Consider the following 21946-nt stretch of genomic DNA (forward strand, 5'->3'; position numbering starts at 1 on the left):
GAGGGCACGCATGTACGACAAGGACGGCGAGAAGTACTTCGTGGTCGACGCGCACATCGCCCTGTGGGACGGGCGGGCGGCGAACCACAAGAACATCCACGGCAAGCAGTTCATCGACTGCTTCTACGACTACCACAAGAACCTCAGCCCGGAAGAGGTCCTGTGGGACTACGACACCTACACCTACTACGGCGGCCAGCGGCTGATGAAGGACCTGTTCGACGACGGCTACGTCGACCACGCGATCTTCCAGCCGGCGATCCTCGGCGAGTTCTACCGCAACGGGTTCGGGCAGACCGAGGAGGCGTTCGGGCTGGCGCAGGAGCATCCGGACAAGCTGACGTACAACCACGCCTACGATCCGCGCAACGGGGAAGCGGGCCTGGAACAACTCCGCCGGGACGCGGAGCGGATGCACCTGAAGGGCGTCAAGCTCTACACCGCCGAGTGGCACGGCGACTCGCGCGGCTACAAGCTCGACGACCCGTGGTCGCGGCGGTACCTCGAGGAGTGTCTCGAGCTCGGGATCCACAACATCCACATCCACAAGGGCCCCACGATCCGCCCGCTGGACCGGGACGCGTTCGACGTCGCGGACATCGACAAGGTCGCGACCGACTACCTCGACCTGAACTTCGTCGTCGAGCACGTCGGCCTGCCGCGGCTGGAGGACTTCTGCTGGATCGCCACCCAGGAGTCCAACGTGTACGGCGGTCTCGCGGTCGCGATGCCGTTCATCCACACCCGGCCGAAGTACTTCGCCCAGATCATCGGGGAGCTGCTCTACTGGCTCGGCGAGGACAAGATCTTCTTCTCCAGCGACTACGCCCTGTGGACGCCGAAGTGGCTGGTCGAGAAGTTCGTCGACTTCCAGATCCCCGAGGAGCTGACCGAGTACGCGCCGATCACCACGGCGCAGAAGAAGAAGATCCTCGGCCTGAACGCCGCGGCGATGTACGACCTCGACGTACCGGCCGAGTTGCGGCTGCCGACCGAGGCCGGCGACGCCTCCGTCGAGGTGGCTGCGGGCGCGCGGCCATGATCGCGGTCGCCACGTCCGCCACGTCCGGCACGTCACTGTCCGACAAGGTGCTGGCGGCCCTGTCGGCGGTGACGGATCCCGAGCTGGACGAGCCGATCACCCAGCTCGGCTTCGTCCGCTCGATCCGGATCGAGAACCCGTGCGTCACCGTGCACCTGCGGCTGCCGACGTCGTTCTGCTCGCCGAACTTCGCCTACCTGATGGCGTCCGACGCACTGGACGCCCTCCGGAAGGTGGAGCGGATCGGGCAGGTGGTCGTCCAGTTGGACGACCACCACGACTCGGACAAGATCAACGCCGGCCTGGCCGCGGACGCTGGGTACGTCGGAACGTTCGGCGTCGAGGCCGAGGAAAGCCTCGACGAACTGCGGGAGATCTTCCACCGCAAGGCGCACACCGCGGCGATGGAACGGTGCGCCGAGCAGCTTCTGCGGACCACCGACGTGACCGTGGACGATCTCCACCGGGTCACGCTGGCCGACGTCCCCGCGGGGTCGCACAAGGAGGCGTTGCTGCGCCGCCGGGTCGCGGTCGGGCTCGGCGTACGGCCTGCGGATCCGCTGGTGGTGTCCGAGGACGGGCAGCCGCTGGCTCCCGAGGACGTTCCGCTCCGGCTGCGGTTCGCGAAGTCGGTGCGGATCTCGATGGAGGGCAACGCGCACTTCTGTCGTGGACTGTTGGCTACGAGATACGGGAGCACAGCATGAGAGCGGTCCGGGTGGTCGGTTATCACACAGGTCTGCGGCTCGACGACGTACCGGAGCCGAAGGTCGAGGGGCCGCTCGACGTGATCGTGCGGATCGGCGGAGCCGGGGTGTGCCGGACCGACCTGCACATCCTCGAAGGACAGTGGGCCGCGAAGTCCGGCGTGGTGCTGCCCTACACGATCGGGCACGAGAACGCCGGCTGGGTGCACGCGACCGGCGACGCGGTCACGAACGTGAAGCCCGGCGACAAGGTGATCCTGCATCCGCTGGTCACCTGCGGCCTGTGCCGTGCGTGCCGGTTCGGCGACGACGTGCACTGCGAGAACAGCCGGTTCCCGGGGATCGACACCGACGGCGGGTACGCCGAGTACCTGAAGACGACCGCCCGCAGTGTGGTGCGGATCGACGACAGTCTCGAACCGTCCGACGTCGCGGCGCTCGCGGACGCGGGGCTGACGGCGTACCACGCGGTGCGCAAGGCCGCGCGGACGCTGCGCCCGGGCGACGTGTGCGTGATGATCGGCGCCGGCGGGCTCGGGCACATCGGGATCCAGGTGCTGAAGGCGATCTCGGCGGCGACGCTGGTCGTCGTCGACCGCAACCCCGCCGCAGTCGGGCTCGCGGTCTCGATCGGCGCCGACCACGGGATCGTTGCCGACGGCACCCAGGTGCAGCAGGTGCTGGAGCTCACCGGCGGCCGCGGCGCCGAGGCGGTGGTGGACTTCGTCGGCGAGGGCGGGGCGACCGCGGAAGGCGTGGCGATGCTGCGCCGGGCCGGCAACTACTACGTCGTCGGCTACGGCGAAGACCTCGTCGTACCGACGATCGACGTCATCTCGACCGAGATCAACTTCGTCGGGAACCTGGTCGGCTCCTACACCGACCTGCAGGAGCTGATGGTTCTGGCCGCGCAGGGCAGGGTCACCCTGCACACCAGCAAGTACCCGCTCACCGACTTCCAGTCCGCGATCGACGACCTCGACCGCGGACTGGTCCGCGGCCGGGCGATTCTCATCCCATAACCCGAAGGGCGGCCCGACCATGGCCAAGGAACTGCGGTTCGACGAAGAAGCACGACGCCTGCTCGAGGCCGGGGTGAACACCCTGGCCGACGCGGTGAAGGTGACGCTGGGACCGAAGGGACGCAACGCCGTCCTGGAGAAGCTGACCGGGCCGCCGACGATCACCAACGACGGGGTGACGATCGCCCGGGAGATCCAGCTGCGCGAACCGTTCGCGAACATGGGCGCCCAGCTGGTGAAGGAAGTCGCGATGAAGACCAACGGCGTGGTCGGCGATGGGACGACGACCGCGACGGTGCTCGCCCAGGCGATGGTCCGCGAGGGCCTGCGGGCCGTCGACGCCGGCGCCAACCCGATGCGGGTCCGCCGCGGCATCGAGCAGACCGTACCGGTGGTGGTGGCGACGCTGCGGTCCTGGGCGGCCGAGGTCGGCGGCGGGCAGGACCTGCGGCACATCGCGACCATGGCCGCCGGTGACGACGAGTCGATCGGCGAGGTGATCGCCGCGGCGGTCGAGCGGGTCGGGCGCAACGGCGTCGTCACCACGGAGGAGTCCGACGAGCTCGGGATGTCGGTCGAGGTGGTCGACGGGATCGAGTTCGACCACGGCTACACCTCGGCGTACATGGTCACCGACAAGGAGCGGATGGAGGCCGTCCACGAGCGCCCGCTGGTCCTGCTCACGAACCGCAAGATCAACCAGGTGCAGGACATCATGCCGACGGTCGAGGTGGCCAAGCGCGCGGACCGGCCGCTGGTCGTGCTCGCCGAGGACGTCACCGGGCCGGCGCTGCAGTTCCTGGTCGGCGGGAACATGCACGGCACGATGCAGTCGGTCGTGGTCCGGGCCCCCGGCTTCGGGCACCGGCGGATCGCCGAGCTGGAAGACCTCGCGGTGGCGCTCGGCGGGCACGTGATCGCGCAGGACACCGGGCTCGAGCTCGCCGAGGTGGCGTTGGAGCACCTCGGCACCTGTGACCGGATCACGATCAGCGAGGCCAGTACGACGATCGTCGGCGGGCACGGCGACCCGGCGCTCGTCGAGGCACGGCTGCGGCAGCTCGAGACCCAGTTCGAGCGGGCCCGGATCGACGCCGACCGGGACAGCCTGCAGCTGCGGATGGCGCGGCTGTCCGGGCGGGTGGCCGTGATCCGGGTCGGCGGCGCGACGAGCGTCGAGCTCAAGGAGCGGATGCTGCGGGTCGAGGACTCGCTGGCCGCCACCCGGGCGGCGGTCGAGGAGGGCGTGGTGGCCGGCGGCGGTACGGCGCTCGTCCAGGCGCAGGAGGCGGTGTCGCGCGTCGAGCTCACCGGCGACGACGCGATCGGCCGCGAGGTCGTCCGGCGCGCGCTGCCCGAGCCGCTGCGGTGGATCGCGATCAACGCCGGGTACGACGGCGACGAGGTCGTCGCGAAGGTGGCGAGCCTGCCGCTGGGCCACGGGTTCAACGCGCTGACCGGGCACTACGACGACATGTTCGACGAAGGCGTGATGGACCCGCTGAAGGTGACCCGCGCGGCCCTGGAGAGCGCGGCGTCGATCGCGGCGCTGCTGATCACGACCGAGACCGCGGTGGTCGAGGAGGTCGTCGGCAACCCCGGCGCGATCCTGGCCCCGGGCTTCGGCGACCTGGCCGAGGGCATGGTCCGGCCCTCGAACATCTACTGAGATGACCAGGTGAGATGAACGGCTCCGAGCCCGCGGCGGCCGCGGTCAGGTCCGGGCGGATTGCCCCGACCCGCCGGCAGCTGGCCGCCGCGGCTCGGACCTTCGGGCTGCTGTCGCCGCCGGTGCGGCTGCATCTGGTGTGGTTCGCGGCGAACGGCGAGTACGACGTGGGCACGTTGGCGGAGCGTGCCGGCGTGAGCGTCGCGACCGCGAGCCAGCATCTCGGTAAGCTCCGGATCGCCGGCCTGATCACGGTCCGCCGGGCGGGGCGGCGGCACATCTACACCGTCGACGATCCGCACGTCGTCGCGCTGGTCGATCAGATCTTCGACCACATCGCCCCGGACGGCGGGTTCGCCTAGATAGTAACGAGCGGTACCATCTAGCCCATGACGGTTCCGGTCCGGCGGTTGTGGGTGGCGGTGCTGTGCGGGTATCTCGCGTTCGGCGCGGCGCTGCAGGTGTTGCCGTCGTACGTGCCGGACAGGTACGGCGGCGGCGCGCTGGCCAGTGGGACCGCGATCGGGATCGCGTTTCTCGCCACGGCGTGCGCGCGGCCGCTCGCGGGCGGGCTGGCTGATGCGGGGTGGTCGCGGCCGGTCGTTCTTGCCGGGGGAGTGCTCGCGGCGATTGGTGGCCTGGGGCAACTGTGGGCGCCCGGCCTGGGGGTGCTGCTGGTCGCGCGGCTGGTGATGGGGGCGGGGGAGGCGGCGCTGTTCTCGGCCGCGTTGCCGTGGGTGCTGTCGGGTGTGCGACCGGCGCAGCGCGGCCGGTTGGCGGGCTGGTTCGGGCTGCCTGGCCGCCGGTCCGCTCCTCGGATCTGCTGCGGGTGGTGCGGTTTGGTGGGTGGTCGTGGGGTTGTCGCTCGTGTCCGCGGGGCTCGTGCTGACGACTCGCCGGGACCCAGGGCTGCGCGAGCCGTTGGTGCGGCTCCGGGGTTTGGTGCCGCCCGGCGTTCCGTTGCCGGGGGTGACGATCGGGCTGGCCGCCTACTGCTACGGGACGGTGGCTGCGCTGCTCGTGCTGCGGTTACGTGCCGATCACATCGAGGTCGACGGCGTCGCGCTGGCGGTGTTCGCGGCGGCGTTCCTGGTCGTCCGATTCGCCGGCAGTCCGCTCGTCGACCGGTACGGCGGGCGCGTCGTGGCCGTCTCGACGATCTCGGTGGAAGTCGTGGCGCTGGCCGGGATCGCGTCGGCGAGCGGACCTGTCGGCGCGCTGGTGTTCATCGCGGCGGCCGGGGTCGGGTTGGCGTTGATCTATCCGGCGTGTGTGTCGATGACATTGGATCGCGTGCGGGGGCTGCGGCCCGGCGTGTCGATGGGGGTGATGACGTCGTTCTGGGATCTCGGGGTGATGGTCGCGGGCCCGGTTGGCGGGCTCGTCGCCGAGCGCGCCGGGTTCCGCGCGGCCTTCCTTCTGGCCGCCGGTGCGGGACTCGCGTGCGTCGCCGTACTGCTCAGAATGCCGCGTCCAGCAGGGTCTCGACGATGACCCGCGCCTCGGCGCCAAGTCCGGGGTCCTGGTCGACAGCGCTGATCAGCGTCGCACCTTCCAGGACGACGACCAGCTGCCGCGCGGTCACCTCGGGGTTGCGCGCGCCGATCAGCAGACGTTCGAACAGCTGCCGGTAGAACCTGAGATGATCCTGCGCGAGTCGTCGCGGCGCCCCGTCCTGCCCGCGATCCTCCGTCGCCGCGTTCATCATCGCGCACCCGCGGAACCCGGCCTCGGCGTACCAGGTCGCGATCAGCTCGAACACCGCCAGGATCTGCTCACGACCGGCCGGCGCCGCGTCGACCGCCTCGTTGTGCCACGCGCGGACCCGCTGCGTGCGGTCGGTCAGGACGGCCTCGACCAGCCCTTCCTTGGAGCCGAAGTTCTTGTAGATCGTCAGCTTGGACGCGCCGGCCGCTTCGACGATCTCGTTCATCCCGGCCGCGTGGATCCCGCGCCGGCCGAACACCTCCGCGGCCGCCTTCAGGATCCGCGCGCGGGTCGCCTCGGGATCAAGCCGCTCCCCAGCCTTCACCGGCATCGTGCCACCACCTCCGCAGCCACCCTACCGAGCTGGACCAAGATAAGAACGATCGGTACTATCGTTCGTCATGTGGGCACACGTAGCTGAGGCGTTCGCGCGCAACTTCACCGAGCGCGGCGAGGTGGGTGCGGCGTTCGCGGCGTACCACCGGGGCGAACTGGTGGTGGACCTCTGGGGCGGGACGGCTGATCCCGGCACGGGCAGGGCCTGGGATCGCGACACGATCCACTTGATGTTCTCCGGGACCAAAGGGCTCACGACCGCGTGCATTCTGCTGCTGGTGCAGGGCGGACGGCTCCGGCTGGACGACCCGCTCAGCCGCTACTGGCCCGAATTCGGTGCGCAGGGCAAGGAATCGATCACGATCGCCGACGTGCTGTCCCACCAGGCACGGTTGCCGTGGGTGGACGCCGGGTACGCCGATCTGCTCGACCACGACGCGATGGCAGCGCACCTGGCAGCTCAGGCCCCGGCAGCGGACGCCCGTGCCGGGTTCGTCTATCACCCGGTCACCTGGGGCTGGTTGCTGGACGAGCTGGTGCGCCGGGTGGACGGGCGGACCGTCGGCCGGTTCTTCGCGGACGAGTTCGCGGGGCCGCTCGGCCTCGAGGTGTGGATCGGGCTGCCCGAGGACCTGCACCGGCGCGCCGCGACGATGGTGGCACCGGACGGAGTCCTCGTCGACGGGCCGTGGACCGAGCTGAACCGGCCGAATCCGCTGTGGATCCCGGGCGCGGAGAAGATCTGGAACAGCGCCGAGTACCGCACCGCGGGACTGGCCGCGGTCGGCGGCTACGCGACGGCCCGCGGGATGGCCCGGTTCTACGCGTCGCTGATCGGCGACGTCGACGGCGCCCGCGTCCTGACCCCGCAGACCGTCGAACTCGGACGCCGCGAGCTCCGGCGCGGCCTCGAACCCAACTGGGGCAGCCCGATGAGGTACGGCGCCGGCTTCGAGTTGCAGACCGGCGACGGGCGGATGGGCGACGCGCCCGACGCGTTCGGTCATGCGGGAGCCGGCGGCTCGCGGCACGGCGCCTGGCCGCACCGCGAGGTCGCCTTCTCCTACCTGATGAACGAGGTCCGCGTCGGCCCCGACGACCGCCCGCTCACCTTGCTCGCATCGCTCAGCCGAGGTAGTCGCGCCACGGGCCGGTGATGGCCAGGGTGATGCCCGGGGTCTGGATGTTGACGAACAGCACCTTGCCGTCGGCGGAGAAGGTCGGGCCGGTGAACTCGGAGTCGTTCAGCATGTTCCGGGCGATGGCGTACGTCGGGCCGCCCGGCGTCGCGCTCAGCACGTGGCTGCTGGCGTTGCCGTCCTCGGCGAGCACCAGCGAGCCCCACGGCGTGACGGTGACGTTGTCCGGGCCGTCGAAGTTGTAGTCGTCGTACTTCGCCTCGGCGCCCTTGTTCGCGGCGGCGTTCTCCGGGAAGTACGTGACCAGCTGGATGGTCCGCTCGGCGTAGTTGTAGAACCAGACCATGCCGTCGTGCGGGACGGCGTCGGCGGGCAGGTCGGCGGTGCCGGACTCGGCGTAGGAGTTCACGACGTACACGCCCTGCTCGGTGCCGAAGACGCCCTCGAACTTCTTGCCGCGGGTGATCTGGCCGTCGGTGAACTGCTTGCGCACCGAGGTCGTCGCGCCGTCGCGGTCCGGCACCGGCACCCAGGCGACCCGGAACGGGCGCAGCAGCTGCGCCGAGGTCAGGTACGCGACGTCCGGGATCGGCTTGCCGTCGTCACCGAGGATGGCCAGCGCCTCCAGGGTGCCGAAGTCCTTGTTCTGCAGGTCCGTCCAGCTGTTCGGGCCGAGCTTGTAGCCGCGCGGCGCGGACCAGCGGTAGAAGGTGCCGTTCGGGCCGGAGGCGTCCTCGGACAGGTAGATGTGGGTCCGATCCGCGTCGATCGCGAGCGCCTCGTGGGCGTACCGGCCGAGGGCCTTCAGCGGCACCGGGTGCGCGGTCTTGCCGTCGCCCCAGACCTCGAAGACGTAGCCGTGATCCTTCAGCCGGGTGGTGCCGTTGGCCTTGTTCTCGGTCTCCTCGCACGTCATCCAGGTGCCCCACGGCGTCGGGCCGCCGGCGCAGTTGGTCAGGGTGCCGGAGATGCCGACCCACTCACCGAGGTTCGTGCCGTCCTTGCCCACGGTGATGACGGTGCAGCCACCGGCCGCGCCGACGCCGGCGTCGTACACGGTGCCCTCGATCGGCGGGACGCCGAGCGGACCGTCCGAGCTGATCTCGTGGTTCTGGATCAGCTGGTACTTGTTCCCGGTGCTGAAGACCGCGGTGCCGTCGTGGTGGTCCGGTGTCGGCTGGCCGGTGGTCAGCTTCGTCTGGCCGGCATAGGTGACGATCTTGTACTTGAACCCGGGCGGCAGCGCCAGGATGCCCTTCGGGTCGTCCAGCAGCGGCGGGAACGGCTTGTGCCGAGGGAACGGCGAACGGTCGCCGTGCGAAGCCGGCGCGGCCTCCGCGAGCGTCGGCACGGCGCCGACGGTGGTGAACCCGACCCCGGCGGCACCGGCGGCGGCGCCCCGGAGGACGGAACGACGATCGACTGACATGGGTTTGACTCCTTGGAAAGGCGGTTCCCGATCAGTCGAGATCCTTCACGCCGTGGACTGACACCTGGCAAACAGAACTTGAACAAATCGTCTGCAACGAATGGTGCCGGCCGGACGTCTACTGTGGGAGGTGATGGTGATGCGCAGCGTGACGAGTGTGGCGGGCAGGATCACGGGCATGGCGGCCGTGGCCGTGCTTCTGGTTGCATGTGGCAATGAAGCCCCGACAGGAGGACGACCGTCGATGACGCCGAGCAGCAGCAGTAGCAGCAGTTCCGGACCCGCGAGCCCGGGCGGCGGGGTGGTCGACCAGGCGAAGGCCGACCTCGTGCAGAAGCTCGGTGTCGACGCCGCCGCCGTCACCGTGGTCAGCTCCGAGGACGTGACCTGGCCGGACGGCAGCCTGGGCTGCCCGGAGCCGGGGATGCACTACACCCAGGCCTTGGTGCCCGGGAACCGGACTGTGCTGGAGGCCGGCGGGAAGCAGTACCACTACCACTCGGGCGGCCACCGGGCGCCGTTCCTTTGTGAGCAGCCGCAGCCGCCGGCTCGTTGAAAACTTTCCTGGTTGAGCGGTGTATCAACTCGCACCGAGGGTGACTCCGCAGAAGTGGGGGCAAGCCCTCGGGCCGTCGCAGGGGGAGGACGGGACGAGGGTGCAGAGGGGGATGCTGACGCGGTGCGGTGGTTCGGTGGGTCAGGCCGGAGGTCCGCACCGCGTCGGCGTGTGAACGGGCTGCCGGTCAGGGCGTGCCGAGGGACGTGAGCGCGTCCCCGGCGTGCAGGACGGGCCCGACGCCCGGCTCGGGCTGGGTCAGCGCGAACGCCAGCAGCGCGTCGGACGCCTGCTTCGCGCTCTCACCGGTGACCGACATCCGGCCGGCGATCAGGCCGGCCACGAGCGGCGTCGCGAACGACGTACCGCTCCAGCGTGCCATGCCCTGGAACGAGCGCAGCTGGCCGGTGTTCGGCGGTTCGGTGCACTCGTAGTCGCCGGTGAGGAACGCGTTCACCAGGTGCTCGCCCGGTGCGTAGACGTCGACCCAGCCGCCGAAGTTGCTGAACGACGCCCGGTCCCGCCCGTTCTCGGCAAGCGCGCCGACGCCGACGACCTCCGGGAACGCGGCCGGCCAGAAGTAGTCCCTGGACGACTCGTTGCCCGCCGCGGCGACCAGCGTGAGGCCGTTGACGCGATCCAGCCGGGTCCGGACGAACACGTCCAGGCCGAGCGCCGGCAGGTCGAACCGGGTCCGGGTGCCGGCCGACAGGCTGATGATGTCCGGCGCCAGGTCGAGCACCTCGTCCAGCGCCTGCGCGAGGTCGAACTCCCACATCGCCCCCGCGCTGGTGAAGTAGCTCTTCACCACGACCTCGACGTTCCGAGCGATCGCCCGCAGGACGCCGGCGATGAAGGTCCCGTGCCCGGCGTACGGCCGGATCCGCCCAGAGCCGTCGAACGCGTTCTCCGGATCGCCGGTCACGCCGGCCAGCCAGTACGCCGCCGGCGCGTCGGACCAGCCGACGTCGAGGACGACGACCTTGACGCCGCGGCCGTCCGCGGCGCCCGCGGCCAGGAAGGGGGTGGGCAGCACCGGGTCCGGCGGGATTCCGGGCGGCACCTCCTCCGGCTCGGTCGCCGGGCACGGGCTGACGCTCGGCGTCACGTAGAACAGGTGCTCCGGTGTCACCACGCCGCGGCCGAGCCGCAGGTCGGCGTACTTCAGGAACCGCTGCGTCGGCGATCGGTCCTCGGGCGCGTCCGGCGGCACCTCCTCCGGGAGCAGCAGCCGCGTGACGCCGCCGATCCCGCCTTCGTCGGGCCGGCCGCCCCGGAACAGTTCGACCACCCGCTGAAGGTCCTCGTCGCGGACCAGGACCACCCCGGTCCGGTAGAGGTAGTCGGCCCCCTCCGGCCGTTTCTCCCAGTCCTCGGGATGGACCGCGACCTCGCGCCCGAATGCCTCCAGAATCAGCTCGATCTGAGAGACGTATTTTCTCTCACTCGCTTGATCCGCCATTTCGTTCCTTCCCCCAGCTGCATGAATGGTCGATATGATTACAGAGTGCCATCGGCAGGGGGGAGTGCTGAGGCAGCAGAAAATCTGCTGCCGCTCGCGTTGTCGCGCCCGCACGACGCGATCGCGTCCGCGCGGACGCTGCTGGCCGGCGGTCCGCCGCAGGTCGAGGCGTCGATCGCGCATCAGGCCTGGGGGATCGGTCTGCGGCAGCTCGGCGACGTGCCGCGAGCGGTCCGGGAGTTGCGCACCGCGCTGCGGCTGGCGGAGCAGTCCGGGCGGTCGGAGCGAGAGGCGGATGTCCTTGCCACGCTGGGCGCAACGCTCGGCCGGGCCGGGCGCAGCCGGGAGGGTTTGGCGCGGCTCGATCGCGCGGTCGACCTCAGCCGCGGCGCCCTGACCGGCCGGGTGCTGCTGCGGCGCGCCGACGTACTGCTGGTGCTTGGGCGGCACCGCGAGGCGCTCGAGGATCTGCGCGCGGCGATCACGCGGCTGCGGCGGTCGGGCGACCAGGTCTGGGAGGCGCGGTCGCGCAACTATCGCGGATTCATCCAACTCGCCCTCGGCGGGACGAAACGGGCGGACGCGGATTTCGCGGTCGCGGAGAAGCTGTACGCCGCGACGGGTCAGGAGTTCGAGTACGCCGAAGCCCGGCAGAACCGGGGACTGGTCGCGTATTCGCGAGGCGATCTGCCGGCGGCGCTGCGGTATCTGGACGAGGCAGGCCGGCGCTTCGCGGCGGTCGGTGTCGTCTGGCCGGACCTCGCGATCGATCGCTGCGGCGTGCTGCTGGCCGCCGGTCTCAGCGCGGAGGCCCTGGCCGAGATGGACCAGGCGATCGCGGCCGAGGGCGGTACGGCGACCAAACGCGGCGAGCTGTGGTTCGCGGCCGCGACCGCGGCGCTGGCGGCCGGCGATCCGGCGGCGGCGCGGGAGCGGGCAGAGCAGGCCCGGCGGTTGTTCTCGGCGCAGCGGCGGGAGTGGTGGTCGGTGCGGTCGTCGATGGTGCTGCTCGAGGCGCGGTACCAGTCGGGCGAGCGCGGCGAGCCGCTCCTGCGCCGGGTGAGTGCGGTGGCGGCCCGGCTGGATGCGTTGGGTGCGTCCGAGGCGTCGGCCGCGCATCTGCTCGCGGGCCGGTTGGCGTTGGCCGCGGGCCGTGCGCGGGCGGCGGATCGGCAACTGGAGCTGGCCGGACGGCACAGCAAGGACGCGCCGCCGATCGCCCGGAGCGCTGCCTGGTTGGGGAAGGCGTTGCGCGCCGAGGCCCGGGGCGAGGTGCGCGGCATGTTGTCGGCGTGCGCCCGTGGTCTGGACGCGTTGGACGAGCACCGGCTGGCGATGGGTGCGACCGAGCTGCGGGCGTTGGCGACCGGACAGGGTGCGGAGCTGGCGGAGTTGGCGCTGCGGGACGCACTGCGGCGCGACGATCCGCGGCGGTTGCTGAGCTGGGGTGAGCGGTGGCGCGCGACGGCGCTCGGCGTACCGCCGGTGCGGCCGCCCGACGACGAGCAGTTGGTCGGTGAGCTGGCCGCGTTGCGCGACGTCGTACGGCGGTTGGACGCGTCACCGGATCCCGCGCTGGACAGGGAACGCCGGCGTCTGGAGAAGGCGGTTCGCGATCGGACGTTGCGGGCCGCGGGCGGCGGCGGGGCGGGCGCCCGGCGATTCGACGTCGACGAGTTGGCGGCGGCGTTGGGCGAGACCGTGCTGGTGGAGCTGGTCGAGGTGGACGGCCTGCTGCACGCGGTGGTGGTGCGGGACGGGCGTATCACCAGACACGAGGTCGGCCCGCTCGCGGCGGCTGCGCTCGAGGTCGAGCGCTCCCGATTCCGTCTGCGGCGGCTGGCCCACGGCCGCTCCCGCCCCGGCAGCACCCAGGGCCCGGCGCGGCCTGCTGGGCCTTCGCTCGAGGTGCTGGGGGCTCGGCTCGGGGACGCGATTCTCGGCCCGGCGCAGGAGTTGCTGAGGGATCGGGACGTGGTGCTGGTTCCGCCTGGGCGGTTGCATGCGTTGCCCTGGGGACTGGTTCCGGGGTTGGCCGATCGGGCCGTGAACGTGGTGCCGTCGGCGGCGACCTGGTTGCGCGCGCAGAGGTTGCGGCCGCCGTCGAACCGGCGGGTCGTGCTGGTCCTCGGTCCCGGGCTGTCCGCGGGTCGTGCCGAGGTGCTGCGGCTGGCCAAGGAGTATCCGGACGCGACCGTGCTGGCCGACGGCGACGCGTCCGCGGAGAACGTACTGCGCGAGCTCGACGGCGCGTGGATCGCGCACATCGCGGCGCACGGCACCTTCCGCTCGGACAGCCCGCTGTTCTCGTCGCTGCGGCTCGACGACGGGCCGTTGACGGTGTACGACTTCGAGCGGCTGCGCCGGGCGCCGTACCGGATGGTGCTGTCGAGCTGCGACTCCGGCCTCGCGAAGCCGGTCGGCGCGGACGAGTTGCTCGGACTGAGCAGCAGCCTGATCCCGCTCGGCGCGGCCGGCATCCTGGCGAGCGTCGTACCGGTGAACGACCCGGCGACCGCACCCTTGATGCTCGCGCTGCACGACAACCTGCGGGCCGGCCGGTCACTGGCGGCCGCGTTCGCCGCGGCGCGTCAAGGGACGGCGAACGACCCGGTCGCCGACGCCGCCGGCCGGTCCTTCGTTGCACTGGGCGCGTGATGTATCAGCAGTGGTCCGAACCGCTCTGTATCAATGAGAGGGCGGTCCGGAGGAAAGGGGGACGGCATGCGGGACGATCCGACAGTCGTCGACCTGGTCATCCGGGCCAGGGACGGCGAGAAGAGCGCTTGGGACGAGCTGGTGGAGAGATACGCGCCGCTCGTTTATTCGGTGTGCAGGCGGTATCGCCTGACCCAGCCGGACATCGACGACGTCGGGCAGAGCGTGTGGCTGCGGCTGGTCGAGCACCTGCCCGGTCTGCGCGAGCCGGCCGCGCTGCCGGGCTGGATCGCGACCACGACGCAACGCGAGTGCTTCCGGCTGATCCGTGCGACCAGCCGGGTCGAGCCGGTCGACCTGGTGCAGTCGCCCGACATCCCTGAGCAGGCGATCGCCGAGGAAGAGGTGCTGCGGCACGAACGCGGCGCGATCCTGCGCACCGCGTTCAGCGAGCTGTCGCGCAAGTGCCAGCAGTTGCTGTCGTTGCTGATGCAGGACCCGCCGGCGCCGTACGACGAGATCAGCCGGCGACTGAGCTTGCCGGTCGGCAGCATCGGACCGAACCGGGCGCGCTGCCTGACCCGGCTGCGGCAGACCCCGGCGCTCGCCCTGCTGGCGGCCGACGGCCCCGGACCGAACGACGAATGAACGAGGAGGTGAGACCCGTGATGGATCCCGAATGGCACGACGACGAGAAGTTGATCGCGGCCTTGCGCGAGGCCTTGGCCTCCGCCGACGACGTACCGTCGGCTTTCGTCGAGGCCGGCAAGGCTGCGTTCGCGTGGCGGAGCATCGACGCCGAGCTGGCGGCGCTCACCTACGACTCCGCGCTGGAACCGGTGGCGATCCGGTCGGAGAGTGCGATCCTGCGGTCGCTCACGTTCGCCTCGGACGGCTGGACGGTCGAGCTCGAGTTGACGCCGGACGCGGTCCTCGGACAGCTCGACCCGCCCGCCGTCGGCACGGTCACGGCCCGCGGCGACGGCGGCGAACTGGCCACCGCGGACATCGACGAACTCGGCTTCTTCGTCCTCGGCCCGCCGCCGACCGTACCGTACCGCCTGGTCTGCCAGACCGGCTCCGGCACGACCATCCTGACCGGCTGGATCACGCCCTAGCCGGACATCCGGCTCAGGCGGCGAAGACCTGGGAGTCGTCGGCGAAGGCCTTGAACTCCAGCGCGTTACCGGCCGGGTCGAGGAAGAACATCGTCCACTGTTCGCCGGTCTGTCCCTGGAACCGGACGTACGGCTCGATGACGAAGGTGGTGCCGGCCGCCCGCAGCCGCTCGGCGAAGCTCTGGAACTCCGCGACGGTCAGGATCAGGCCGAAGTGCGGCACCGGTACGTCGTGGCCGTCGACCGGGTTGTGGATCCGCTGCGCCCGCTCGGGTGCGACGTGCGTGACGAACTGGTGGCCGCGCAGGTTCCAGTCGATCCAGGTCTGCGAGCTGCGGCCCTGTTCGAGGCCGAGGACCTCGCCGTAGAAGTGCCGGGCCGCGTCCAGGTCGTCGACCGGCATCGCGAGATGGAACCGGGGGATGGGCGAGTCGAGAACAGTCATGCCTCCATTCAAGCAGTCGTTTCGTCGCGCTGCTCGATCTCGACGTGTGGCCTGGACTGCCACAGCGCCCACTCCGCACTGACGTCGCCGGCCGTCCGGAGCAGCAGCGGCAGGTGGTCGTGCAGCAGCTTGTCGACCGAGGTCTCGGCCGCGTGCACGGTCACGTTCATCGCGGCCCGCACGGTGCCGGTGCCGTCGCGCACCGGCGCCGCGACCGAGCGGACGCCGGGCGCGAGCTCCTCGTCCGCGAGTGCCCACCCGCGCGCCCGGATCTCGGTGAGTTCGTCGCGCAGCTGGTCCGCGGTGCGGCCGATGTACGGCGGGAGCCCGGCGCGGCTCGGTTGCGCGAGCACGCCGGCCAGGTCGTCGGGGGACAGCGCCGACAACAGCACCTTGCCCTGTGACGTCTGCGCCGCGGGGAACCGGGTGCCGATGTCGACGCGGAGCGCGATCAGCTTCGGCACCGACACGCGCGCGACGTACACGATGTCCGAGCCGTCGAGCTGCGCCATCGACGACGACTCGCCGGTGCGCGCGACGAGCGCCTCGAGATGCGGTTTCGCGATGTCCCAGAGGCCGAGCGAACCGACGTACGCCATCCCCAGCGTGAGCACCTTCGGGGTGAGCTGGAAGGACCCGCCGACGGTGCGGACGAAGCCGAGCTCCTCCAGTGTCAGCAGCAGCCGGCGCGCGGTCGGCCGGGCCAGACCGGCCGCGGTCGCGACCTCGGTGAGCGACATCGTGCGGTGGTCGGCGTCGAAGCACGCGAGCACGTCCAGCCCGCGCGCCAGTGCCTCGACGAAATCCGGACCCGCGCCGCGCCCTGCCATCTGGTGATCCTCCCGCTCGACTTACGACTCACCGAAGATGGTGCCACGGGCCTCGCGGGTGGAGTCGGACTTGTAGTCGGTGTACTGGTACGGGTTGTCCAGCACCTCGCCCTTCGGCAGCTCCGGGTTCATCCCGCTCTTCCACGCCTCCTCGCCGAGCGTCGATCGCAGGTAGTCGACGGTCGCCTCGACCTCCCGTCGTACGGCGGGCAGGTCGCAGCCGACCAGCTGGTGTTCGTGCTTGACCACGCGGCCGTCGACGATGACCGTGTGGACGTCGCCGCGCTGCGCCTGGAACGCCACCTGGCCGTACGGGTTGATCAGCGGGAACGACACCGGCGACGCGTCGTTCTTGATCAGGATCACGTCCGCCGTCTTGCCTGGTTCGAGGCTGCCCAGGTCGTCACGGCCGAGCGCGCGGGCGCCGCCGCGGGTCGCCCAGTCGACGACGTGCTCGGCGCGCAGATGGCTGTGCGTCACGGTGGCGCCCTTCATGTGCGCCTCCAGGTGTTCGCGGGCCCGGTCGGCGCCGAGCGTGGTCCGCATCGCGCTGAACAGGTCGCCGCTCCACCACACGCTGGTGTCCTGCGACAACGACACCGGAATGTCGTGCCGGCGGACCTGCCAGGTCGGCGGGTAGCCCTGGCCGGCGCTCTGCTCGGACTCGGTCGACACCGAGATCGAACCGCCGGTCGCGGCGATCCGCTGGTACGAGTCCGTGGTCAGGGTCGCCGCGTGGACGTAGATGTTCTGCGGCGTCATGAAGCCGTTCTCGTGCATCAGCTTGATGCCGTTGTCGTTGGTCGCACCCCAGACGCCGGCGTGCGTGGTGACGCCGAGCCCGAGCTCGCGGGCGACCTCGAACGCGGCCCGCTCCGGGAACGCCGGATCGCCGGTCACGTCGAACGCGAGCTGCAGACCGAGCCGGCCGTCGCCGCGCAGCCGCTCGAGGAACGCCCGCACGGACGGATCGGCCGTCCACTCCCAGGGCCCGGCCTGGATGTTGCCGTAGGCAAGGACGAACCGGCCGGGCACGGCCGTCAGCGCGTCGACCGCGGCCTCGGCGTGGTCGACGCTCTGCAGCCCGTGCGACCAGTCGACGGTGGTGGTGATGCCGGCTTCCAGCGACTCCCACGCCGAGGTCAGGTTGCCCGCGTGGATGTCCTCCGGCCGGAACGTCTTGCCGTGCTCGAGGTAGTACCAGACGAAGTACTGCGTGAGTGTCCAGTCGGCGCCGTACGCGCGCATCGCGGTCTGCCACATGTGCCGGTGGGTGTCGATCATCCCCGGCATCACGATGCCGCCGGACGCGTCGACGACCTGGGCGCCCTCGGGGACGTCGAGTCGTTGCCCCTGCTGCCCGACCGCCGCGATCTTGTCGCCATCGATCAGTACGTCGCCGTCCGGGACCACCGTGTGGTGGTCGTCCATCGTCAGCACGGTCCCGCCCCGCAACAGCACTGTGGTCATCGCTGCCTCCAAGAGCTTGCCCGGACATACGTCCGCATGACGGTCAACGGGGCGGTCAGCCTCCACTCTCTGAGCGCGGTTCGATGGTGTCAAGAGTCTGTTGACAGGTGCTGCGAGGAGATCGAGACTTATGCGGACAGGTGTCCGTAGATCCGGGAGGTCAGGTGAAGGGTCCGCTCTCCGGGTTGCTGGTGGCCGACTTCTCCCGGATCCTGGCCGGTCCGTACGCGACCATGCTGCTGGCCGACCTGGGGGCCGACGTGGTGAAGGTCGAGTCGCCCGGCGGTGACGACACCCGGTCCTGGCAGCCGCCGGTGCGCGACGGCGTCTCGACGTACTACCTCGCGGTGAACCGGAACAAGCGGTCGATCGCGCTCGACCTGAAGGATCCGTCGGACCTTGCCGCCGCGCAGGAGCTGGCGCGGCGCGCGGACGTGCTGGTGGAGAACTTCCGGCCGGGCGGGCTGGCCCGGTTCGGGCTCGACTACGAAACCGTTGCCGCCGGCAACCCGAGGCTGGTGTACGCGTCGATCAGCGGGTTCGGGTCCGGGCCGGGCGGCGCTTCGCTGCCGGGGTACGACCTGATCGTGCAGGCGATCTCCGGGCTGATGAGCCTGACCGGTGATCCGGACGGCGAGCCGTACCGGGCCGGGATCTCGGTGTTCGACGTGATGGCCGGGCTGCATGCGACGATCGGGGTGCTGTCGGCGCTCAACCTGCGGCACGAGACCGGCCGCGGGCAGCACGTCGAGGTGAACCTGCTGTCGTCGGCGCTGTCCGGGCTGGTCAACCAGTCGAGCGCGTACGTCGCGGGCGGCGTCGTACCGCTGCGGATGGGGAACAGCCACCCGAGCCTGTTCCCGTACGAGCCGCTGCCGTGCGCCGACGGGGAACTGATCATCACGGCCGGGAACAACGGGCAGTTCCGCAAGCTGGTCGAGGTGCTCGGCGTACCGGAGCTGGCCGACGACCCGCGGTTCGACCGGAACGAGAAGCGGACGGCCCGTCGCGAGGAACTGCGGCCGTTGCTCGTCGAGCGGTTGATGACCCGGACCAAGCTCGACTGGTTCCGCGACATCATCGCGGCCGGGGTGCCGTGCGGGCCGATCAACACCGTGGACGCCGGGGTCGAGTTCGCCGAGGACATCGGGCTGGACCCGGTGGTGACGGTCGGGGACATCCCGACGGTGCGCAACCCGATCACGTTCTCCGGCAGCGCGGCGTCGTACCGGCTGCCTCCGCCCGACCTGGACGAACACGGCGCCGAGCTGAGGAAGTGGCTGTCCGCATGACTTTTCCGACTTCTCTGGGGACGTCGACGGCGGACGAGATCCGCCTGCTCGGCCAGGACCTGACCAACGACTTGATGGGCAAGGTCGGCTTCGGCGAGCTCGCCTTCTGGCTGGTCGCGCTCCGTCGGCCGACGCCGTCCGAGACCCGGGTGTTCGAGTCAGTTCTCGTCGCCCTCGCCGACCACGGCTTCACTCCCACTGCCATAGCCGCCCGGCTGACGTACCTGTCGGCCCCGGACTCGCTGCAGGGCGCCCTGGCAGCAGGTCTGCTGGGCGGGGGATCCCGCTTCCTCGGCGTCACCGAAGACTGCGCCGCCTTCCTGCACCAGACCCTGGACACCGCCGCCGCCCCGCAGGACGAGGCCGGCTGGGATGCGCTTGCGTTGGAACTGGTTCGGCAGTCCAAGGCCCGTGGGACCTACATCCCCGGGCTCGGGCACCCGGTGCACAAGGTGGAGGACCCTCGGACGCCTGTGCTGATCGGCATCGCCCGCGAGGAAGGCCTGGAAGGCCCGCATCTCAAGCTCTTCCAGGCGATCGGGCGGGTGCACGAGCAGGTGCTGGGACGCAAGCTGCCGCTGAACGGAGCCGGAGTGTGCGGCGCCGCGCTCGCCGACCTCGGCCTACCGGTGGAGATGCTGCGCGGCTTCGCCCTGCTGGCCAGAGCCGCCGGACTCCTCGGCCAGTTGGCCGAGGAGCGACGCAGGCCCATCGGCATGGACGCCTACCTGACCGTCGATCGCAACGCCGTGTACGTCGAACCCTGAAGGAGCACCAGATGGCCACAGTCGCCGCGGTGATCGCCTCCACGCACCACCCGTTCTACTACCGGGCGAGCACCGCCACCGGCGCCGACCGCCCGCCGTTCGCCGATGAGTGGGTCGCGAAGATCGAGGCCTTCCGGGAGACCCTGACGAAGGCGCGGCCGGACATCCTGGTGATGGTCGGCAGTGATCACTTCCACCAGCTGTGGCTGGACAACATGCCGCAGTTCCTGGTCGGCAAGGCGCCGTACTTCGACGCGAACTGGTACAACGAGGAGCGCGAGTTCGGCCTGCCCCGGATGCGGCTGGCCGGCGACGAGCAGCTCGCCGGGCACATCCTGCGCAACGGCCTGGACGCCGGCTTCGACCTTGCCTTCAGCAACGAACTGCGAATCGACCACAGCATCACCTGCCCGATCATCACGCTGCGCCCGGACGCGGACCTGCCGATCGTGCCGATCTACACCAACATCTTCGCACCCCCGCTGCCGCGGCCCGGCCGGTTCGTCGAGCTCGGCCGGACGATCCGCCGGCTGGTGGAGTCGTGGCCGATCGACAAGCGGGTCGCGATCATCGGGACCGGCCACCTGTCGCTCGAACTGGGCGGGCCGCGGCAGTTCGGCGAGCACGGCCCGGACCCGGAGTTCGACCGCAAGGCGGTGGACTGGATCGCGAGCGGGGACATCGACGGCTGCCTGTCCGAGGTGACGCTGGACAGCCTGCATCTGCCGGGCAATGCGACGCACGGCTTCATGGACTTCATGCTGATGATGGGCGTCGCGGGCGCCGGCGCGAAGGCGGACCACGTGGACTCGCTCGACCTGTTCCATACGATGGAGGCGTATTTCACTTGGTACCCGAACGGGGTGCCGACGTGAAGGAGCGGAGCGAGTTCACCATCAAGCAGAGCAGCATCTGCTCAGCCGCGCCCGGAGCGAAGCGAGGACGCGGATGAGCAAGTACCTGCTGGACAAGTTCCTCTACACGGTCGACCGGGACCCGGAGCTGGTGGAGCGCTACCGCGAGGATCCCGCCGGCACGGTGGACTGGTGGGAGCGGGAGAAGGCGAACGAGATCCTGAACTGCGCGGTCGCGGAGAAATCCACCTGGCTCGCGTTCACCGACGCGGAGCGGAAGGCGTTGCGTGAGCACGACCACCTCGCACTGTTCGGCCTGGGCGCGCATCCGTTCCTCACGCTGACGCTGTTCATCGCCATGTTCGAGCGGGATCACGGCCCCCTGGAATACCAGAAGGCGTACGGTCGGGCTCTGCAGCAGCAATACGCCCTGCCGTATCCCGATATCGCTACCTGAGGAGTCCGCGTGCGCGCCGCAGTCCTGCACACCCACGGCCAGCCGCCGTCGCATGCCGAACACCCCGACCCGGTGGCCGGTGAGGGTTCCTCGATCGTCCGGGTGACCGCGGCCCCGATCGTTCCGCTCGATCTGCTGTGCGCCTCCGGTACGTCGTACTTCGGCCCGCCGGCGCTTCCGTACGTCCCGGGTGTGCAGGGTGTCGGCGTGGTCGAGGAGTCGTCGACGGTCCCCGCGGGCACCCGGGTCTTCTTCGCGACCTCGGCCGGGATGACGGCGGGCGACGGGAGTCTCGCGGAGCGGGCCGCCGTACCGGACGAGGATCTGGTGGCGCTGGACGTGCCGGTGCTGGACGCGGCGGTGGCAGCGATCGGGTTGTCCGGGGTCGCCGGGTGGATGGCGTTGACCTGGCGGGCCCGGATGCAGGCGGGGGAGCGGGTCCTGGTGTTGGGCGGCGGCGGTGCGGTCGGGCAGGTGGCGATCGGGGCCGCGCGGGTCCTCGGGGCGTCGGGGGTCGTCGCCGTCGTCCGGTCGGACGCGTCCCGGGAGCGGGCGTTGGCGGCGGGTGCGGACGAGGTGGTCGCGCTCAGCCCGGATGCCGACGAGCTGACGAGACTGCTGGGGGATCCGACGTACGACGTGGTGATCGATCCGGTGTTCGGCGTCGCGGCGACCGCTGCCTCGCGGGTCCTCGCCCCGGGCGGCCGGCTGGTGAATCTCGGTGGTTCGTCGGGTGACGAGGCGGTCTTCTCGTCGTCCGTCCTGCGGAGCAGGACAGCGAGCGTGCTCGGCTACACGAACAACGCCCTCACCACGGACCAGCGCCGCGACGCGCTGACCGCCGTTCTCCAGCACGCCGCGGTCGGTGCGATCACCGTCGCCTACGAGACCGTCACCCTCGCCGACGTCACCACCGCCTGGACCCGCCAGTCCACCGGCAGGACCGCCGGCCGGTTGGTCCTCACCATCACCTGAAGGTCTGCAGG

Annotated in this window: 22 protein-coding genes and 1 pseudogene; 17 read left to right on the forward strand and 6 right to left on the reverse strand. The window is 70.7% G+C overall.

From position 1 onward, the window contains the following. The first annotated feature begins 10 nt into the window (after positions 1–10). The 7 genes and pseudogenes from ABZX12_RS11045 (at position 11) to ABZX12_RS11075 (ending at position 5934) form a co-directional block, all read left to right on the forward strand. Positions 11–1042, forward strand: a complete 1032-nt coding sequence (locus ABZX12_RS11045) for an amidohydrolase family protein (protein WP_355692002.1) — start codon at positions 11–13, stop codon at positions 1040–1042. Continuing rightward, complete coding sequence (locus ABZX12_RS11050; protein ID WP_355692004.1) at positions 1039–1749, forward strand: iron-sulfur cluster assembly protein; 711 nt, start codon at positions 1039–1041, stop codon at positions 1747–1749. The genes ABZX12_RS11045 and ABZX12_RS11050 overlap by 4 nt, the downstream gene beginning before the upstream one ends. After that, the gene (locus ABZX12_RS11055) at positions 1746–2771 is read left to right on the forward strand and encodes an NAD(P)-dependent alcohol dehydrogenase (RefSeq protein WP_355692006.1); all 1026 of its coding nucleotides are present in this window, start codon (positions 1746–1748) and stop codon (positions 2769–2771) included. The genes ABZX12_RS11050 and ABZX12_RS11055 overlap by 4 nt, the downstream gene beginning before the upstream one ends. 19 nt (positions 2772–2790) lie before the next feature. After that, on the forward strand, positions 2791–4440 hold the full coding sequence (gene groL, locus ABZX12_RS11060) for a chaperonin GroEL (protein ID WP_355692008.1): 1650 nt from the start codon (positions 2791–2793) through the stop codon (positions 4438–4440). Positions 4441–4454: 14 nt separating this feature from the next. Next, positions 4455–4802, forward strand: a complete 348-nt coding sequence (locus ABZX12_RS11065) for a metalloregulator ArsR/SmtB family transcription factor (RefSeq protein ID WP_355692010.1) — start codon at positions 4455–4457, stop codon at positions 4800–4802. A 27-nt stretch (positions 4803–4829) separates the two neighbouring features. After that, positions 4830–5171 (forward strand): annotated as a pseudogene (locus tag ABZX12_RS11070) (MFS transporter); the annotation flags it as partial. 121 nt (positions 5172–5292) lie between these two features. Then, positions 5293–5934, forward strand: a complete 642-nt coding sequence (locus tag ABZX12_RS11075) for an MFS transporter (protein ID WP_355692012.1) — start codon at positions 5293–5295, stop codon at positions 5932–5934. Here ABZX12_RS11075 and ABZX12_RS11080 read toward each other — a convergent pair. Next, complete coding sequence (locus ABZX12_RS11080; protein WP_355692013.1) at positions 5900–6478, reverse strand: TetR/AcrR family transcriptional regulator; 579 nt, start codon at positions 6476–6478, stop codon at positions 5900–5902. The two genes, ABZX12_RS11075 and ABZX12_RS11080, sit on opposite strands and share 35 nt — an antisense overlap. 70 nt (positions 6479–6548) lie before the next feature. Here ABZX12_RS11080 and ABZX12_RS11085 point away from each other — a divergent pair, with 70 nt between their 5' ends. Beyond that, positions 6549–7640 (forward strand): serine hydrolase domain-containing protein, encoded by a 1092-nt coding sequence (locus ABZX12_RS11085; RefSeq protein WP_355692015.1) that lies wholly within the window; start codon positions 6549–6551, stop codon positions 7638–7640. Here the strand turns inward: ABZX12_RS11085 and ABZX12_RS11090 are convergent. Continuing rightward, positions 7609–9051: an alkaline phosphatase PhoX gene (locus tag ABZX12_RS11090; RefSeq protein WP_355692017.1), complete on the reverse strand. Its 1443-nt coding sequence runs from the start codon at positions 9049–9051 to the stop codon at positions 7609–7611. The two genes, ABZX12_RS11085 and ABZX12_RS11090, sit on opposite strands and share 32 nt — an antisense overlap. 244 nt (positions 9052–9295) lie before the next feature. On the opposite strand from ABZX12_RS11090, the gene ABZX12_RS11095 reads away from it, so the two are divergent. Continuing rightward, positions 9296–9607: a hypothetical protein gene (locus ABZX12_RS11095; RefSeq protein ID WP_355692019.1), complete on the forward strand. Its 312-nt coding sequence runs from the start codon at positions 9296–9298 to the stop codon at positions 9605–9607. A gap of 187 nt (positions 9608–9794) precedes the next feature. Here ABZX12_RS11095 and ABZX12_RS11100 read toward each other — a convergent pair whose 3' ends face one another. Continuing rightward, positions 9795–11069 (reverse strand): S8 family serine peptidase, encoded by a 1275-nt coding sequence (locus tag ABZX12_RS11100; protein ID WP_355692020.1) that lies wholly within the window; start codon positions 11067–11069, stop codon positions 9795–9797. A 45-nt stretch (positions 11070–11114) separates the two neighbouring features. On the opposite strand from ABZX12_RS11100, the gene ABZX12_RS11105 reads away from it, so the two are divergent. The 3 genes from ABZX12_RS11105 (at position 11115) to ABZX12_RS11115 (ending at position 14845) form a co-directional block, all read left to right on the forward strand. After that, complete coding sequence (locus tag ABZX12_RS11105) at positions 11115–13727, forward strand: CHAT domain-containing tetratricopeptide repeat protein (protein WP_355692022.1); 2613 nt, start codon at positions 11115–11117, stop codon at positions 13725–13727. A gap of 66 nt (positions 13728–13793) precedes the next feature. After that, complete coding sequence (locus tag ABZX12_RS11110) at positions 13794–14375, forward strand: sigma-70 family RNA polymerase sigma factor (protein WP_355692024.1); 582 nt, start codon at positions 13794–13796, stop codon at positions 14373–14375. Positions 14376–14392: 17 nt separating this feature from the next. Further along, the gene (locus ABZX12_RS11115; protein ID WP_355692026.1) at positions 14393–14845 is read left to right on the forward strand and encodes a hypothetical protein; all 453 of its coding nucleotides are present in this window, start codon (positions 14393–14395) and stop codon (positions 14843–14845) included. A 13-nt stretch (positions 14846–14858) separates the two neighbouring features. On the opposite strand, the gene ABZX12_RS11120 is transcribed toward ABZX12_RS11115, so the two are convergent. Genes ABZX12_RS11120 through ABZX12_RS11130 form a run of 3 tightly spaced genes read right to left on the reverse strand, consistent with a single transcriptional unit; the run spans position 14859 to position 17590 of the window. Further along, positions 14859–15290, reverse strand: coding sequence for a VOC family protein (locus tag ABZX12_RS11120; RefSeq protein WP_355692027.1), 432 nt, complete (start codon positions 15288–15290; stop codon positions 14859–14861). An 8-nt stretch (positions 15291–15298) separates the two neighbouring features. Next, positions 15299–16120, reverse strand: a complete 822-nt coding sequence (locus ABZX12_RS11125; RefSeq protein ID WP_355692029.1) for an IclR family transcriptional regulator C-terminal domain-containing protein — start codon at positions 16118–16120, stop codon at positions 15299–15301. A 21-nt stretch (positions 16121–16141) separates the two neighbouring features. Then, entirely contained in the window at positions 16142–17590 is a 1449-nt protein-coding gene (locus ABZX12_RS11130; protein WP_355692031.1) for an amidohydrolase family protein, read from the reverse strand. Positions 17591–17754: 164 nt separating this feature from the next. On the opposite strand from ABZX12_RS11130, the gene ABZX12_RS11135 reads away from it, so the two are divergent. The 5 genes from ABZX12_RS11135 to ABZX12_RS11155 all read left to right on the forward strand — a co-directional run bounded on the left by ABZX12_RS11135 (position 17755) and on the right by ABZX12_RS11155 (position 21935). Continuing rightward, positions 17755–18882: a CoA transferase gene (locus tag ABZX12_RS11135; protein WP_355692033.1), complete on the forward strand. Its 1128-nt coding sequence runs from the start codon at positions 17755–17757 to the stop codon at positions 18880–18882. Then, positions 18879–19649, forward strand: coding sequence for a citryl-CoA lyase (locus tag ABZX12_RS11140; protein WP_355692035.1), 771 nt, complete (start codon positions 18879–18881; stop codon positions 19647–19649). The genes ABZX12_RS11135 and ABZX12_RS11140 overlap by 4 nt, the downstream gene beginning before the upstream one ends. Before the next feature lie 11 nt (positions 19650–19660). Next, positions 19661–20524 carry a hypothetical protein gene (locus tag ABZX12_RS11145; RefSeq protein WP_355692037.1) on the forward strand — a complete coding sequence of 288 codons (864 nt, stop codon included), beginning with the start codon at positions 19661–19663 and terminating at the stop codon, positions 20522–20524. Between the two features lie 73 nt (positions 20525–20597). After that, positions 20598–20960 carry a hypothetical protein gene (locus ABZX12_RS11150; protein WP_355692039.1) on the forward strand — a complete coding sequence of 121 codons (363 nt, stop codon included), beginning with the start codon at positions 20598–20600 and terminating at the stop codon, positions 20958–20960. 9 nt (positions 20961–20969) lie between these two features. Continuing rightward, on the forward strand, positions 20970–21935 hold the full coding sequence (locus ABZX12_RS11155; RefSeq protein ID WP_355692041.1) for a zinc-binding alcohol dehydrogenase family protein: 966 nt from the start codon (positions 20970–20972) through the stop codon (positions 21933–21935). The last annotated feature ends 11 nt before the right edge of the window (positions 21936–21946 follow it).

It is taken from the genome of Kribbella sp. NPDC003505 (assembly GCF_040610875.1).
Lineage (GTDB): Bacteria > Actinomycetota > Actinomycetes > Propionibacteriales > Kribbellaceae > Kribbella.

Bases quoted from the DNA above. Each gene is read 5' to 3' on its own strand.
- ABZX12_RS11045 (WP_355692002.1), top strand. From the start codon at position 11: ATGTACGACAAGGACGGCGAGAAGTACTTCGTGGTCGACGCGCACATC.
- ABZX12_RS11050 (WP_355692004.1), top strand. From the start codon at position 1,039: ATGATCGCGGTCGCCACGTCCGCCACGTCCGGCACGTCACTGTCCGAC.
- ABZX12_RS11055 (WP_355692006.1), top strand. From the start codon at position 1,746: ATGAGAGCGGTCCGGGTGGTCGGTTATCACACAGGTCTGCGGCTCGAC.
- groL (WP_355692008.1), top strand. From the start codon at position 2,791: ATGGCCAAGGAACTGCGGTTCGACGAAGAAGCACGACGCCTGCTCGAG.
- ABZX12_RS11065 (WP_355692010.1), top strand. From the start codon at position 4,455: ATGAACGGCTCCGAGCCCGCGGCGGCCGCGGTCAGGTCCGGGCGGATT.
- ABZX12_RS11080 (WP_355692013.1), bottom strand. From the start codon at position 6,478: ATGCCGGTGAAGGCTGGGGAGCGGCTTGATCCCGAGGCGACCCGCGCG.
- ABZX12_RS11085 (WP_355692015.1), top strand. From the start codon at position 6,549: ATGTGGGCACACGTAGCTGAGGCGTTCGCGCGCAACTTCACCGAGCGC.
- ABZX12_RS11090 (WP_355692017.1), bottom strand. From the start codon at position 9,051: ATGTCAGTCGATCGTCGTTCCGTCCTCCGGGGCGCCGCCGCCGGTGCC.
- ABZX12_RS11095 (WP_355692019.1), top strand. From the start codon at position 9,296: ATGACGCCGAGCAGCAGCAGTAGCAGCAGTTCCGGACCCGCGAGCCCG.
- ABZX12_RS11100 (WP_355692020.1), bottom strand. From the start codon at position 11,069: ATGGCGGATCAAGCGAGTGAGAGAAAATACGTCTCTCAGATCGAGCTG.
- ABZX12_RS11110 (WP_355692024.1), top strand. From the start codon at position 13,794: ATGCGGGACGATCCGACAGTCGTCGACCTGGTCATCCGGGCCAGGGAC.
- ABZX12_RS11120 (WP_355692027.1), bottom strand. From the start codon at position 15,290: ATGACTGTTCTCGACTCGCCCATCCCCCGGTTCCATCTCGCGATGCCG.
- ABZX12_RS11125 (WP_355692029.1), bottom strand. From the start codon at position 16,120: ATGGCAGGGCGCGGCGCGGGTCCGGATTTCGTCGAGGCACTGGCGCGC.
- ABZX12_RS11130 (WP_355692031.1), bottom strand. From the start codon at position 17,590: ATGACCACAGTGCTGTTGCGGGGCGGGACCGTGCTGACGATGGACGAC.
- ABZX12_RS11140 (WP_355692035.1), top strand. From the start codon at position 18,879: ATGACTTTTCCGACTTCTCTGGGGACGTCGACGGCGGACGAGATCCGC.
- ABZX12_RS11145 (WP_355692037.1), top strand. From the start codon at position 19,661: ATGGCCACAGTCGCCGCGGTGATCGCCTCCACGCACCACCCGTTCTAC.
- ABZX12_RS11150 (WP_355692039.1), top strand. From the start codon at position 20,598: ATGAGCAAGTACCTGCTGGACAAGTTCCTCTACACGGTCGACCGGGAC.